Raw genomic sequence first — 13,253 nt, 5'->3', positions numbered from 1 at the left:
GAAAGCAACAGGGCGATGCCCGAAACCGAAAAACCGGAAGATTCCCAATCAGGGGAATCGGAGAGTAGTAGCGGCGGCGGATTGTGGAATGCGATCCGCGGCCTGTTCGAGGACCAGGGCGACACCAGCCTGCGCGCGCAGCTGGAAGAAGCCATCGACGAGCACGAGGATGGCACGGCCAGCGGCCGCGAGGAGCTGTCGAAGGGGGATCTTTCCTCCGTCGAGCTCACCATGCTGCGAAACCTGCTGCATTTCAGCGAGCACGATGCCGACGACGTGGCGATCCCGCGCAAGGAAATCATCGCGGTGGAAGCCAGCGCTCCGTGGGAAGAGATGGTCGGCCTGTTCGCAGAGCACGGCATCAGCCGCATGCCGGTGTTCCGCGATCAGCTCGACGATGTCATCGGCATGATGCACCTGAAGGACGTGTTTGCCTATCTCGCGGGCGGCAAGGAGCCCCCGCCGGACTGGACCGTGCTGATGCGCCAGCCGCTCTACGTGCCGCAGGCGCGCGGCGCGCTGGACGTGCTGGCCGACATGCGCCAGCGCCGCGTCCATCTGGCTATCGTGGTGGACGAGTTTTCCGGCACCGACGGCATCATCACCATCGAGGACCTCGTCGAGGAAATCGTCGGCGAGATCGAGGACGAGCACGACGAAGCGCCGATCGAACAGGTCGTCGCCATCGACGACGGCGTGTGGGACGCCGATGCCAGTGTGGAACTGGACGACGTGGCGAAAGTCGTGGGCGACCCCCAACTTGCAGAGGTCGAGGAATCGGTCGACACGCTGGGCGGCCTGGCCTTCGTCCTTGCCCAGGAAGTACCGCAGCCCGGCACCGTGCTGCTGCACCCCAGCGGCTGGCGCATCGAAGTGACCGCGGGCGACGAGACGCACGTCACGCGCCTGCGCCTCCACAGCCCCGTCCTCGCGGAAGAAGCAGCCGCCGGGTAGGCCAAGCCCTTCGCGTTGCGGCATTTCTTGTGCAGCGCGGCAAAAACTTGTCAGACGTTGTCAATTTGGCCTCGACAGAGGCTGTTTTAGAACAGACATTGGGACCATGCGCCGCCTTCCGCCCCTGCGCGCTCTCGAAGCGTTCATCCGCGTGGTGCGGCTCGGTTCCGCGCGCTCTGCCGCGAACGAACTTGGCCTGAGCCCGTCGGCGCTGTCCCGCCGGATCAGCAACCTGGAAAGCTTTACCGGGCGCAAGCTGTTCTCGCGCTCGGGCCAGACGATGAAGCTGACCGACGAGGGGCGCAATTTCTACGATGCCGTGGCGCCGCACCTGGAATCGCTCGCTGCCGCGGTCGAGGCGCAGAGCGAGAACGTGCAACTGCTGCGCCTGCGGCTGGGCGTGATGCCGCTTTTCGGCACGCAGCGCCTGTTCCCGCGGCTGAACGAACTGCGCGCCGCCCACCCTCGCCTGCATCTCGATATCGACACCGGCCCGCACCTGATAGACCGCGTGGGCGACACGCTGGATGCGGCGATCGGCCTGATGACGAGGCCGGCCCCGTCGCTGTATTCGGTGCAGCTGGACCAGAACACGGTGCACGCCATAGCCAGCAAGGACCTAGCCACCGAACTGGGCCCCGATCCCGACATGGAACGGCTGGAGAGGCAGACGTTCCTGCTGCACACCGACATGCCGGCGAGTTTCGATGCCTGGAAGGCCGCGCTGGGCCTGGAACGCCTGCAACCTGCCGCGGTGGACCATTACGATTCGGGGCAGCTGATCCTGGAGGCGGCGGCGCAGGGCATCGGCATCGCCATGATGCACGACGATCATCTGGCGCGGAACAACGATCCGCGCCTCGCCCGGATCTACGACGTGAAAGTCGAAAGCCCCTATTCCTACTGGTTCATCTGCCGCCCGGCGGACCTGGAGGCACGCCCGGTGCGGATCTTCCACGACTGGCTGGTGAAAGCAGGGCTCTGACCCTCTAGCATCGCACAGCGAAATCGGGCATCCTCGGGCAAAGTCAATAAGAGGGGACTGCCTGATGAAATACGCAAAAATGCTTCTTGCCGCCGCGCCGGTCATGCTCGGCGCCGTTTCGCTGGCCACGCCGGCCGCTGCGCAGATGCGGGCGATGAACGATCCGGTCACGCCGCATCCCGATCCCGAGAGCCTGTTCGTCGCCGACGATCCGGAGGAACACCGCAACGCGCAGGCGGCGCTGCACATCATGCGCGAACTGCTGCAATGCAATCAGTGGGACAGGGCGGGCGAATGGCTGACCGACCGCTATATCCAGCACAACCCGATGGCGGCATCCGGCCTCGACGGTGTGATCTACTACTTCACCGAAGTGGCGCAGGTGGAGCGTGTCGACAACTGCGGCGAACTGACCAGCCCGATCGTCGAGGTTGTCGCCGAGGATGACATGGTCGTCGTGCTGATCCAGCGCGAAGTGCCCTATGCCGACAATCCCGACGAAACCTACACGACGACCTGGTTCGATGCCTGGCGCTTCGTCGACGGCAAGGCCGATGTTCACTGGGATCCGGCTACCCTGCCCACCGCCCCGCGGCAAGCCGCCGCGCCGGCGGACGAAGCGGCCGATCGGGTGGCTATCGAGGATCTGATGTGGCGCTACGTGCGCGCTGCGGACACACTCGATGCCAATGCCTACGCGGCAGTCTTCACCGAAGACGGATCGTTCAACAACGTGCAGGGACGCGATGCCCTGCGGGACATGATCTCCGGAATGGCCGAGGGCCAGGCAGAACGCCGTGCGAGCGGCGACCTGACCGGTAACATGTATCACGTGATGGCCAATCAGACGATCGAGTTCGTGTCGCCCGATCATGCGCGCGTGCACTATTACTGGCAGACCATGTTTGCGGGCAACGACCTTGCCAATCCCCCGCGCATCGCAGCGGGCGGCCGGGGTGTTGACGACGTCGTTCGGGTTGGCGACGAGTGGCTGATCCAGAGCCGGAACGTCGTGCCGACCGATGGCTGACACGAAAAAGGGGCGCTGAAACCAGCGCCCCTTTCCAATTCGGGTTCAACCGTGGATCAGGCCACGGTGGCCTTCACGATCTTGCCGGGATTGGCGGGCGGTTCGCCGGTGGGCAGCGCGTCGACGTGTTCCATGCCGCTCTCCACTTCGCCCCAGACGGTGTACTGGTTGTCCAGGAACCGGGCATCGTCGAACACGATGAAGAACTGCGAGTTGGCGCTGTTCGGATCCTGCGTACGGGCCATCGAGCACACGCCGCGGATATGCGGGACGTTGCTGAATTCCTGCTTCAGGTTGGGCTTGTCCGATCCGCTCATGCCGGTGCCGGTGGGATCGCCACCCTGCGCCATGAAGCCCGGAATCACGCGATGGAACACCACGCCGTCGTAGAAGCCTTCCTTCGCGAGTTCGGTGATGCGGGCAACGTGATTGGGGGCCACGTCGTCGCGCAGCTTGATGACGACATCGCCACCCTTGCCGTCTCCGCAATCGAGGGTGAAGGTCAGTTTCTCGTCGGCCATATTCGATCTCCTTGAAAAGTTGGGTGCGGCCTAGAGGATCGCGCGGGCAAAGTCACGGCCACCCGCAAGCACCGCCTTGCTTTTGCTGCCACAGTGCATAGACGCTTGCCTTCATGGCCGACACCGATCTCGACGAACGCGACGCCGATACCTCCGCTTCTGCCGAGCGGGTGCAGGGCGAGGGCCAGCAGTTCGACGAGGAGAACCGGCTGAAGCCGGAATTCGTGCGCCAGGTGCGCGATGCGCTGTACGACGAGATCGAGGACAGCGTCTACGACCTGGTGGAGCCGCTCCACCCCGCCGACATCGCCGACCTGTTCGAGCTTCTCGAACGGCGCGAGCGCAACGATCTCGCTGCCGCCATCACCGACCTGATGAGCAGCGACGTGGTGGCCGAGCTCAACGACTACGTGCGCGAGGACATGGTGGAGGCGCTGCCGCCCGAGGCGGTGGCCGAGATCGTCGGCCAGCTGGACACCGACGATGCCGTCCAGCTGATCGAGGATCTCGACGAGTTCGACCAGCGCGCCATTCTGGCGGAAGTGGAGGCGGCGGACCGCGCCGTCATCGAGACCGCGCTCGCCTATCCCGACGAGACCGCCGGCCGCCTGATGCAGCGCGAGCTGATCGCGGTGCCCGATTCGATGACGGTGGGCGACCTCATCGACTATCTGCGCAGCGAGGAAGGGCTCACGACCGAGTTCTGGGAAGTCTTCGTCGTCGATCACCGGTTCCACCCGGTCGGCACCATCCAGCTATCCTGGATCCTGCGCACGCCCCGCACCGTGCGACTGACCGACGTGATGAAGCGCGACCAGACGCTGATCCCGGTCGACATGGACCAGGAAGAAGTCGCCCTGCGCTTCCAGAAATACGCGCTCATCTCCGCCGCCGTGGTGGACGAGAACGGGCGGCTGGTGGGCCAGCTGACCGTTGACGACATCGTCCACATCATTTCCGAGGAAGCGGGCGAGGACACGCTGCTGCTGTCCGGTGCGGGCGAAGGCGACATCAACGAGCCCTTGCGCGATGCCTATTCCAGCCGTGTGCGCTGGCTGGTCGCCAACCTCGGCACCGCCGTGGTCGCATCCGCCATCATCGCCTACTTCGGAGCGGCAATCGAGGAACTCGTGGCGTTGGCCGTGCTGATGCCGATCGTCGCCAGCATCGGCGGCAATGCCGGCACGCAGACAATGGCCGTGACCGTGCGCGCCATCGCCATGAACCAGCTGACCAAGTCCAACACCGGGCGCATCCTGCTCCGCGAGTTGAAGGTGGCCCTGATGAACGGGGCGACCATTGCCGTGCTGATCGGCATCGCGACCGCCCTTATCTTCACGCCGCCGCTGGGGGCGGTGATCGCCGCTGCCATGATCATCAACATCATCGTCTCGGGCATGGCGGGCGTGCTGGTGCCCGTTGCCTTCGAGCGGCTGGACCAAGACCCTGCGGTTGCCTCGAGCGTGTTCGTGACCATGATCACCGATTCGATGGGCTTCCTCGCCTTCCTGGGCCTTGCCGTGGCGTCTGGCCTGGCGGGCTAGGCCGGTTACGCGAGCCCCGCCCTCTCCAGCCTGTCGCGTGCGTCGGCGATGAACCTGCGAACGGTTTCGGCGATTTCCTGCGTCGCCGCGCGGTAGGTGGCAGGATCGTCTTCGATCTGCGAGGGCTGCCAGGCGAGGGTGTAGCTCATCAGGCGGATCCGCAGCGTTTCCGCCCGGGTGCGCAGCTGCGTATGCAGCGCGCCATGATTCCGAAGCTCTCCGTCAACCGCCAGCAGAAAGCTGCGAAACTCGACTGCGAAGCGTCGGCGCAGGAAAAGGATTTCGGCGGCATCGGGCGACTTCTCGTCGAGGGTGGCATCCACCAGCAAGTCGTAAGCGCGTTCGAGCCGATCCAGTGATTCGTGCACCAACACCGGCAATGCTCCCATCGGGCCGAGAAACCGTAGTATCGGGTTGGTCGTCGGCGCGAACAAGAAGAAATCAATGTAAATTTAACGATGTGGAGCAGGAAAACATCAATTATTGGCAAATTTGTGCAATTTGCTGAATAATACAAAGTTAACCATTCGTTTCGGTCAGGAGCATTGGCGATAGCCCGTCCCACTCGATACGAAGCCGCGATCGGCAACGGTTCGCCGCACACGGCGCTCCGGTGGCCTGCCTTATCCGTATTCTCGTTAACTACGTTCATCCCCGTGAAAGGCGGGCCCGAACAGGCGGGCCTGCAAGAGGGGCATGCATGTTCTGTGGATGCCGCAATATCCATCCACTGAATTGAATGAATTTGAACCGGCTGACCTATCAGGAATGCCTGCAGAGTGATGTGTGAGTTGCAGGTGCGCCATGACAGTCGAAGTATGTTGAAGGAGTAAGTATCATGAAGACCATTTCCGGACGTCCGGCAGCCATTGCCGCGATCGCCATGCTCGCCGTTCCCGCGGCGGGCCTTTCGGCACAGGAGCTGGAGCCTACCCAGGTGCGCGCCGAAACCGAGGCCGACATCAACGTCTACGGCACCCTGCCGACCGACCTTTCCGGCCTGGCCGCCGGTCCCGATGTCGAAGGCTTCATTTCCGCGCGTAGCGGACGCGAGATGCAGGTGACCAGCGAAGACGGCACCCGCACCACCGTGCTGGTGGCCGATTCCACCGATATCAAGGCGCGTGGCGGCTTCCTGGGCCTCGGCCGCGAGGAACTGGGCGTGAACGCGCTGCTGAACGGTCTGCCCGTTTCGGTGGAAACCGTGCAGTGGGAAGGCGGCCTTGTGGCCAGCCAGGTGCGTTTCAGCGACAGCGACCTTGAAACCGCCACGATGATCCGCACCGGCACCGACCAGCAGTTTGCCGAGCACGGCGCTGCGATCGAAGAGAATGCGGCTGCCGCCGAGGCGCTGCGTGGCCGCGTGGCGAACATCGACCAGTACAACGTGCTGGACGTGTCGAACGTCTATTTCGACACCGGCAAGTGGGATCTTTCGCCCGCCGCCCGTCGCGATCTGTGCAACACCGCGCAGGAAGCCAACGCCACCGACAACGCCCTGCTGCTGGTCGTCGGCTATACCGACGACGTGGGCGATCAGGACTACAACCAGGTGCTGAGCGAACGCCGCGCGGGCCGCGTGGTCAACTACCTGCAGCAGGAGTGCGACTGGGCACCCTGGCGCATGCTGAGCCCCACCGGCATGTCCGAAGCCGACCCCACGGCGGATAACTCCACCCCGGCCGGCCGCGCGCAGAATCGCCGCGTCTCGGTGAACATCCTCGTCAGCAAGGCTGTCGAAGGCATGTAATCTGGAACACCTGGAACACAGTCCAGGTGGCAAATAACGCAAGGCGCGCGATCCCGGCTTAACCGTCGGTTTCGCGCGCCTTTTTCGTTGTCCTTGCATGGCGACGCGGCATGTGCGCGTCGCCCGCCTGTAGGAAACTCGGCAGTGCCGGGCTGCTACCGGATCGCCACCGGGTTCACGATGGCCTGCACGCTGCCCTGCAACCGCGCCGCGCCCAGCACGAACATGAATTCGTGCACCCCGTCGGCGGCCAGTTCGCGGGTGTCGACGGTTTCGAGGATGTAGATGCCGTTCTCCGCGATCAGCATGGCGTGAACGGGCAGCACGGTGCCATCCTCGGGCGGTGCGTTGGTCTCCAGCCCGGCCGTATCGCTGCCCACCGCGACGACGCCCTGCTCCACCAGCCAGGCCGCCCCGTCGGCATTGATGCCCGGCGCCTGCGATATGAAGGTTTCCGCATCGTCCATCCTGGAAAGCCAGCCGGTGTGGAACAGCACCACGTCGCCCGCGCGTATTTCCACGCCCTGTGCGGCGGCCGCTGCCTGCACTTCCACCGCATCGAACTGGGCGAGCGGCTCCAGCACGTCCACGCCGCGATGGGCCGCCATGTCGATCAGCACGCCGCGCGTGGCAATGGCGGGAATGTTCTCCGCGCCGTAGCGCACCAGTCCATCCTCGCGCATGATGTCCTCTGCAGGCACGCCGCGATAATGCACCCCGTCGATGCCGATGTGGCCCAGCCCGTCGATCTGGGTGCCGATACCCAGGTGCGAATGCACCCGGTCGTCATGGCCGGTGACCTTGTTGGGGCCGTTCACGCCGAGGTCGACGATCTGCATCTCGTAGGTCCGGTCGCCCCAGACGGGCGTATCGGGGCCGCTGACCACGCCAAGGCGGTAGACCTTGCCCTGCGTCACCAGGCCGGCCGCATCGCGCACCATGGCGGTGGTAAGCCCCGTAAGCGCCCCCGCATCGGGATCGCTGTAAAGCTGCTCGGCATCGGCCACCGCCTCCGCCTCGCCATCCTGGGCCTCTGCAGCGCACCCGGCCAGGGCGAAAGCTGCCGCAGCAGCCACCAGTCTATGCATTCGTAATCCTCCCCGCGTCCTTGCGGCGCAGACTGCGACGGCGCGGCGCGCGTGGCAAGCCCCAAACCCCGGCGATACTTGAGCGCGCCGTCACGATACCTATCTCTGGCATCATGCCGCTGAACCTGACCAAGATCGCTTTCGGCGCGAAGAGCTTTGCCGATATCGAGCAGTGGTATGCCAACCGCGCCAGTTTCAAGGTGAACACCCGCTATCGCCCCACCCGCTGGGAAGAGACGATCGGCGGCTCGCTGTTCTGGATCCACGAGCACAACATCGTGGCCCGGTCGACGATCACCGGATACGAGCAGCAGGATAACGGCCGCTGGTGGATCGTGATCGAACCCCGGCTGGTGCGCGTGATGCCGCGCCCGAAGCGTGCGCACCAGGGCTGGCGCTACCTGAAGGGCGAACCGCCGCGCGACCTCAAGGATGGAGAAGAGGTCGGTGATCTCATTCCGGGACGCCTGGCAGGCAAGCTGCAACGGCTCGGCCTGATCTGATACCCAGCCTGCCGCAAGCAGCCATTCCCTTACTTGTGCGGCCCCTGGCCCGCCATTATCGAAATGTCCGGAACCGCAATTCCCTCAAGTGGTTATGCCCTTATGTCGCACAATCAGCCCACCCCGCTCGACAAGAATCTGATGGCCCGCCTGCGTGCCGCTTGCCGCCCGTCCGGGTCCGGCAATGCGATCGGCATGGGCGACGATGAAAGCGGCGAATACGTGCTCGAAACGCGCCATGGCGTGCGCAAGGGCGCCACGCTGGGCAGCTCGATCAACTATCATCCGCGAAACGCCTGATCTCGGAACATCGCCCCCTCCTTTCCCGTTGATCGGGAAAGGAGAAACAATATGCCCGAACGTCAGAGCCGCCACCCCGACAACGAACTGATCGACAAGATGCAGGATGGCGCCACGCCTTCGCACGGAAGCCGCTCGGGAGGCGAAGTGAACACCCGTGTCGGCACGCGGGACGAGATCAACCGCGCCAGCGATCCGGACAATCGCGAGCCCGAAATCGGCAGCGATAACCCGTCGGATGACGCGAAGAAGGGTCCGAAGACCCGTGCCGCCATTCAGGAAGAGCGCAACAAGTCCTAGGCTGCGGCTTCCATATTGGCGATCTGTAGCAGCGCGCGGGCGAAGTTTTCCGGCTCCTGCGCGCCCTGCAGGCCATATTTGTGATTGACGACGAAGGTCGGGACGGCGGCAATTCCGCCTTCCCGGCCTCGTTCTTCTTCGGCGCGCACGGCGATTTCCAGCGCCTCGTCGTCCAGCGCGCGGCGGGCGGCATCGCCGTCCAGCCCGGCATTCTCGCACAGCTCAACCAGCACATCGCGATCGGCCATGTTGCGCCGCTGCTGGAAATGCGCGGCGAACATCGCCTCCTTCAGACGGGTCTGTTCCGCGGGACCGTATTCGGCCAGTGCCCAGCGCAGCAGCTTGTGACAATCGAAGGTGTTCCACATCATCGGGGGCGGCGCTTCGCCTTCGCCCCGCCAGTCGATGGGAAATCCGACACGCTCGGCCGCGCCCGCCAGTTCGGCGCGCATGGCCTCCACCTCTTCCTCGCTGCGGTTGTAGGTTTCCGCGAGGTGCTCGGACTGGAGCCGGCCTTCGGCGGGCATGTCGGGATTGAGTTCGAACGGCATCCAACGGATCGTGACCTCGACATCGTCCGAGACAAGCCGCGCGCCCTCGATGAAACTGCGGTAGCCGACGAGGCACCAGGGGCACATCACGTCGGACCAGATATCGACGACCATGGGTGTGCTCATGCGGTTTTCTCCAGCCAGTGTTGCAGCAGGTAATGCGCGATGGCCGTGGGCGGCGGCGGGATGAAGCTGGCCGCGTCCTTTCCGTTCGTCATCGCGTCCTCGACTTCGGCGCGGGTAAACCAGCGAGCGTCCTCGATCTCGGTCTCGTCGATCGTCAGTTCGCGGCGGTCGGCATAACCATGGCAGCCGATCATCAACTGCGAGGGGAACGGCCACGGCTGGCTGGCGATGTAGGATACGCCGCCCACCTTCACGCCGACTTCCTCCCACGTCTCGCGCGTCACCGCCTCTTCCACGCTCTCGCCCGGTTCGATGAACCCGGCCAGAGCGGAATAGCTGCGCTCGGGCCAGCCGCGTCCCCGGCCCACCAGAAGGTCACCATCGTGCTCCACCAGCATGATTGCGACCGGGTCCACGCGCGGGAAATGCTGCGCCTCGCACGATGGGCAATCGCGTTGCCAGCCGCCTTTGGCCAGCCGCGTGCGTTCCCCGCAGCGGGCGCAGAAGCGGTGCCGGGCATGCCAGTCCGCCACGCTGCGCGCGCCGCCGAACAGGGCCAGTTCCGTGCTGTCCAGCCGCATCAGCGCCATCATCGTCTCGCGCAGGGATACCGCCTGGCGCATGTCGCCCTCGGGCGGAACGGCCACGAACAGCGGCGCACCCTCGCTCAGGCCCAGGTAGACCAGTTCGGCATCCGTGCCGACCTTCGACAGATCGGTGAACGCCAGCGCACCGGCATTGTCGAACACCGGCATCACGCCATCGAGCGCCAGCAGCCGCGCATCGGACCGGGCGCGCATGGCGGCGAGCTTCGCGGGATCAGCGCGGGTATGATCGTCGCGGTCGAGATCGTGTCCGGTAAAGGCCAGTCCTTCCATCATCAGGCGGGCAGCATCTGCATCGCATCGCGCGCCACGACCTGCGGGAAATCGGACTGCACGTCATAGGCGTCAGCCGGCATGTACTGCGTCATCAGGTTGTGCCGCAGGCCGTGTTTCATGTTCACCAGACCTGCCGTGCCCGCAGCGCCGAACCAGCCGAACAGGCCTTCCGTATCGCCGGTGCCCACCAGGCCGCCCGCGCCGAAGCCGAACTGGCGTCCGTTGGAATCGAAGCCCCCGCCCTGCACCAGCGTATCGGGAAAGAGGTTGGACGTGGCCATTTCCACCGCCGCCTCGCTGGCAACGCGCCTGCCCTCGATCTCTCCCCTTCCTGCCAGCATCTGCAGGAAGCGATCGTAGTCGCGCCCGCTGGAAACGAGGCCCGCCCCGCCGAATGGGAACGCAGGCTCGTCGAGGAACACGGAACTGCGCGGCATGTCGACCGGGATCGGCAGGCCGCCCATCAGGAAATAGTTGGCCGTGAGGCGGTTCACATCGTCCCGGTCCACGCGGAAGCCGGTGGATGTCATTCCGCACGGCTCGAAGATGCGCGATTGCAGGAACCGGGCGAAGTCCTGCCCGGTCACCACCTCGATCACGTGGCCCAGCAGGTCGAGACTGACCGAATAGCTCCAGCGCGTGCCCGGCTGGTAAACCAGCGGCAGCTGCGAAAGACCCTCGGCGAATTCGGCGAGGCTGGATGCAGGCCTGCCCCCGAAGATCTCCTGCGCGATGGCCATGCGGCTGACCTGGCCCGGCACGATGCCGCGCTGGCGATAGGCCTGGTTGATCGGGCCTTGCTGGATGATCGAATAGCCCAGCCCCGCCGTGTGGGTCAGCAGGTGGCGGATGGTAATCGGACGCACCGCGGGTTCAAGGTTGTCGCGGGTGATCGGGCCGTCATAGCGCTTCTGCACCTGCATGTTGGCAAAACCGGGCACGATGTCGGCCAGCGGCTGGTCCAGCGACAGCAGGCCGTCGTCGATGCACATCACCGTGGCGAGGCCGGTGATCGGCTTGGTCATCGAATAGATGCGGAACAGCGAGTCCGGCCCCGCCGCGCCATCGCCCGCGAAGGTGCGGGTGCCTGCCGAGATGATGTCGGGCTCCTGCTGGCCGAAACCCATCGTGGCGACCATGCAGGAGACGATTTCGCGATCGACATAGCCGTTCACGAACCTCGCGACGCTGGGCCAGCGCGCCGCCGCGGATTGCTGCGCAAAGGCCGTGGAGGCGAATGGCAGGGCGGCGAGTGCAGCGCCCGCGCCCATCACGGCAGATCCGCGCAGCACGGCGCGGCGGGTGAGGAAGGCAGCGGCGGGATTGTGAAGCATCGGTTGGCAACCTCTCGCAGGATATGGCGGACGAATGGCTTACTCAGGCCGTATGGCTGCGGCAACTGTGCAGAAACACGAGCGCAAATTGCCATGACTTGAACGGAGCCGCTGTATTATCTATGTAGAACACATGCTCAACATCGCCTCTATTCTCATCGGCCTGCTTTCGCTGCTGATCGTCATTCCCGCCCAGATCCCCCTGCTGGGGTGGGCCAACTGGATTGCCCTGCCCTTCGTGGCCGTGGGCATCGTGATCGGCCAGCTGTCGAGCAGCAACGGCGGACGCAACTTCTGCCTCATCGTGCTGCTGATCGCGGCGGTGCGCCTTATGCTGGGCGGCGGGGTACTCTAGTCCCGATCCGCCAGTACCAGCCGCGCGGCCTTGGCAAACAGCGTCGGCAGGCCGGCGTCATCGATGGTGTCGACTGGCCACCATTCGCCCTCCCCCTGGGGTGAGGCGGCATTGCCCGCGTGGATCGCGACGCCAAGTTCCAGGTCGAAATGGGTGAAGCCGTGGCGCACGACGCCCGCCGCCCTCCACGCCCCCGCCACCGGCGCATCGCCTTCTCCATCGCCGCGTGCCGACCAGCCATCGTCGGGCAAGGCGCGCATGCCGCCGAGCATGCCCTTGCCGGGACGTTTCACCAGCCACACGCGATTGTCGCGCTCTATCCAGAACGCCGTGCCGGTGCGGCTGGGCTTGGCCTTTTTCGCAGCCTTCACCGGCAGTTCCAGCGGATCGCCTTCACTGCGCGCGCGGCAATCGGCCGATAGCGGGCAAAGCAGGCAGCGCGCGTCACGCGCGGTGCAGATCGTCGCGCCGAGGTCCATCATCGCCTGCGCGAAATCGCCCGCGCGCTCGTTCGGCGTGATCGCATCCGCCGCCTCGCGGATCTGCGGACGAGAACCCGGCAACGGCTCGCGGATCGCGAACAGGCGCGAGACGACCCTCTCCACGTTGGCATCGACCACCACGGCGCGCTGCCCGAAGGCGATGGCCGCCACCGCGGCCGCCGTGTAGGCGCCCAGCCCCGGCAGCTTCCGCAGTTCCGCCTCGCTTTCGGGAAAGCCGCCGCGCGCCGCCACTTCGCCGGCGCATTTCACCAGGTTGCGGGCGCGCGAGTAGTAGCCCAGCCCTGCCCAGGCGGCCATCACGTCTTCCTCGGAAGCCTCGGCCAGAGCCTCGACCGTGGGCCAGGTCTGGGTGAACTTGGCAAAGTAGGGAGCAACGGCGGCGACCGTAGTCTGTTGCAGCATGACCTCGGACAGCCACACCCGGTAAGGGTCCGGCGCAGGGGCGCCCGGCGGGCTGCGCCACGGCAGGTCGCGCGAATGGTTGTCGTACCAGTCGAGAAGCTTGGCTGAAACGGTGGCGGTCACGCC

At 65.2% G+C, this 13,253-nt stretch carries 16 protein-coding genes; 9 read left to right on the top strand and 7 right to left on the bottom strand.

The genetic code is table 11. The annotated features are described in order from the left end of the window. The first annotated feature begins 15 nt into the window (after window positions 1–15). The 3 genes from AAA989_RS12175 to AAA989_RS12165 all read left to right on the top strand — a co-directional run bounded on the left by AAA989_RS12175 (window position 16) and on the right by AAA989_RS12165 (window position 2,969). On the top strand, window positions 16–954 hold the full coding sequence (locus tag AAA989_RS12175) for a hemolysin family protein (RefSeq protein ID WP_338243930.1): 939 nt from the start codon (window positions 16–18) through the stop codon (window positions 952–954). 106 nt (window positions 955–1,060) lie between these two features. Then, on the top strand, window positions 1,061–1,939 hold the full coding sequence (locus AAA989_RS12170; RefSeq protein WP_338243928.1) for a LysR substrate-binding domain-containing protein: 879 nt from the start codon (window positions 1,061–1,063) through the stop codon (window positions 1,937–1,939). 64 nt (window positions 1,940–2,003) lie between these two features. Further along, the gene (locus AAA989_RS12165) at window positions 2,004–2,969 is read left to right on the top strand and encodes a nuclear transport factor 2 family protein (RefSeq protein WP_338243926.1); all 966 of its coding nucleotides are present in this window, start codon (window positions 2,004–2,006) and stop codon (window positions 2,967–2,969) included. 56 nt (window positions 2,970–3,025) lie between these two features. Here AAA989_RS12165 and AAA989_RS12160 read toward each other — a convergent pair whose 3' ends face one another. Then, window positions 3,026–3,490, bottom strand: a complete 465-nt coding sequence (locus tag AAA989_RS12160; protein ID WP_338243923.1) for a peptidylprolyl isomerase — start codon at window positions 3,488–3,490, stop codon at window positions 3,026–3,028. 113 nt (window positions 3,491–3,603) lie between these two features. On the opposite strand from AAA989_RS12160, the gene mgtE reads away from it, so the two are divergent. Next, complete coding sequence (gene mgtE, locus AAA989_RS12155) at window positions 3,604–5,034, top strand: magnesium transporter (RefSeq protein WP_338243922.1); 1,431 nt, start codon at window positions 3,604–3,606, stop codon at window positions 5,032–5,034. 5 nt (window positions 5,035–5,039) lie between these two features. Here the strand turns inward: mgtE and AAA989_RS12150 are convergent, their stop codons facing one another. Continuing rightward, complete coding sequence (locus AAA989_RS12150) at window positions 5,040–5,402, bottom strand: hypothetical protein (RefSeq protein WP_338243921.1); 363 nt, start codon at window positions 5,400–5,402, stop codon at window positions 5,040–5,042. Between the two features lie 470 nt (window positions 5,403–5,872). On the opposite strand from AAA989_RS12150, the gene AAA989_RS12145 reads away from it, so the two are divergent. Continuing rightward, window positions 5,873–6,784 (top strand): OmpA family protein, encoded by a 912-nt coding sequence (locus tag AAA989_RS12145; RefSeq protein WP_338243920.1) that lies wholly within the window; start codon window positions 5,873–5,875, stop codon window positions 6,782–6,784. A gap of 155 nt (window positions 6,785–6,939) precedes the next feature. Here the strand turns inward: AAA989_RS12145 and AAA989_RS12140 are convergent, their stop codons facing one another. Beyond that, the gene (locus tag AAA989_RS12140) at window positions 6,940–7,872 is read right to left on the bottom strand and encodes a cyclase family protein (RefSeq protein WP_338243919.1); all 933 of its coding nucleotides are present in this window, start codon (window positions 7,870–7,872) and stop codon (window positions 6,940–6,942) included. Between the two features lie 113 nt (window positions 7,873–7,985). Between AAA989_RS12140 and AAA989_RS12135 the strand changes: the two genes are divergently transcribed. From AAA989_RS12135 to AAA989_RS12125, 3 genes are all read left to right on the top strand, one after another. Next, entirely contained in the window at window positions 7,986–8,375 is a 390-nt protein-coding gene (locus AAA989_RS12135) for a DUF1489 family protein (protein ID WP_338243918.1), read from the top strand. 141 nt (window positions 8,376–8,516) lie between these two features. Then, a complete protein-coding gene (locus tag AAA989_RS12130) occupies window positions 8,517–8,675 on the top strand; it encodes a hypothetical protein (protein ID WP_338243916.1) in 159 nt (52 codons plus the stop codon). A gap of 51 nt (window positions 8,676–8,726) precedes the next feature. Further along, the gene (locus AAA989_RS12125; RefSeq protein ID WP_338243915.1) at window positions 8,727–8,975 is read left to right on the top strand and encodes a hypothetical protein; all 249 of its coding nucleotides are present in this window, start codon (window positions 8,727–8,729) and stop codon (window positions 8,973–8,975) included. Here AAA989_RS12125 and AAA989_RS12120 read toward each other — a convergent pair. From AAA989_RS12120 to AAA989_RS12110, 3 genes are read right to left on the bottom strand one after another with little or no spacing between them, the layout of a single operon-like run. Then, complete coding sequence (locus AAA989_RS12120; protein ID WP_338243913.1) at window positions 8,972–9,652, bottom strand: DsbA family oxidoreductase; 681 nt, start codon at window positions 9,650–9,652, stop codon at window positions 8,972–8,974. The two genes, AAA989_RS12125 and AAA989_RS12120, sit on opposite strands and share 4 nt — an antisense overlap. Continuing rightward, window positions 9,649–10,533 (bottom strand): NAD(+) diphosphatase, encoded by an 885-nt coding sequence (gene nudC, locus AAA989_RS12115; protein ID WP_338243911.1) that lies wholly within the window; start codon window positions 10,531–10,533, stop codon window positions 9,649–9,651. The genes AAA989_RS12120 and nudC overlap by 4 nt, the downstream gene beginning before the upstream one ends. Then, window positions 10,533–11,867: a serine hydrolase domain-containing protein gene (locus tag AAA989_RS12110; RefSeq protein ID WP_338243910.1), complete on the bottom strand. Its 1,335-nt coding sequence runs from the start codon at window positions 11,865–11,867 to the stop codon at window positions 10,533–10,535. Before AAA989_RS12110 ends, nudC begins: the two co-directional genes overlap by 1 nt. 133 nt (window positions 11,868–12,000) lie before the next feature. On the opposite strand from AAA989_RS12110, the gene AAA989_RS12105 reads away from it, so the two are divergent. Next, window positions 12,001–12,222 (top strand): hypothetical protein, encoded by a 222-nt coding sequence (locus tag AAA989_RS12105; RefSeq protein ID WP_338243908.1) that lies wholly within the window; start codon window positions 12,001–12,003, stop codon window positions 12,220–12,222. On the opposite strand, the gene mutY is transcribed toward AAA989_RS12105, so the two are convergent. Continuing rightward, complete coding sequence (gene mutY, locus AAA989_RS12100; protein WP_338243906.1) at window positions 12,219–13,250, bottom strand: A/G-specific adenine glycosylase; 1,032 nt, start codon at window positions 13,248–13,250, stop codon at window positions 12,219–12,221. The genes AAA989_RS12105 and mutY overlap by 4 nt on opposite strands. Window positions 13,251–13,253: the final 3 nt, after the last annotated feature.

The organism is Aurantiacibacter hainanensis, assembly GCF_036321025.1.
Classification (GTDB): Bacteria; Pseudomonadota; Alphaproteobacteria; order Sphingomonadales; family Sphingomonadaceae; genus Alteraurantiacibacter; species Alteraurantiacibacter hainanensis.
Note: the sequence above shows the minus strand (reverse complement) of the source record. Positions and strands in the feature narration are given on the sequence as shown.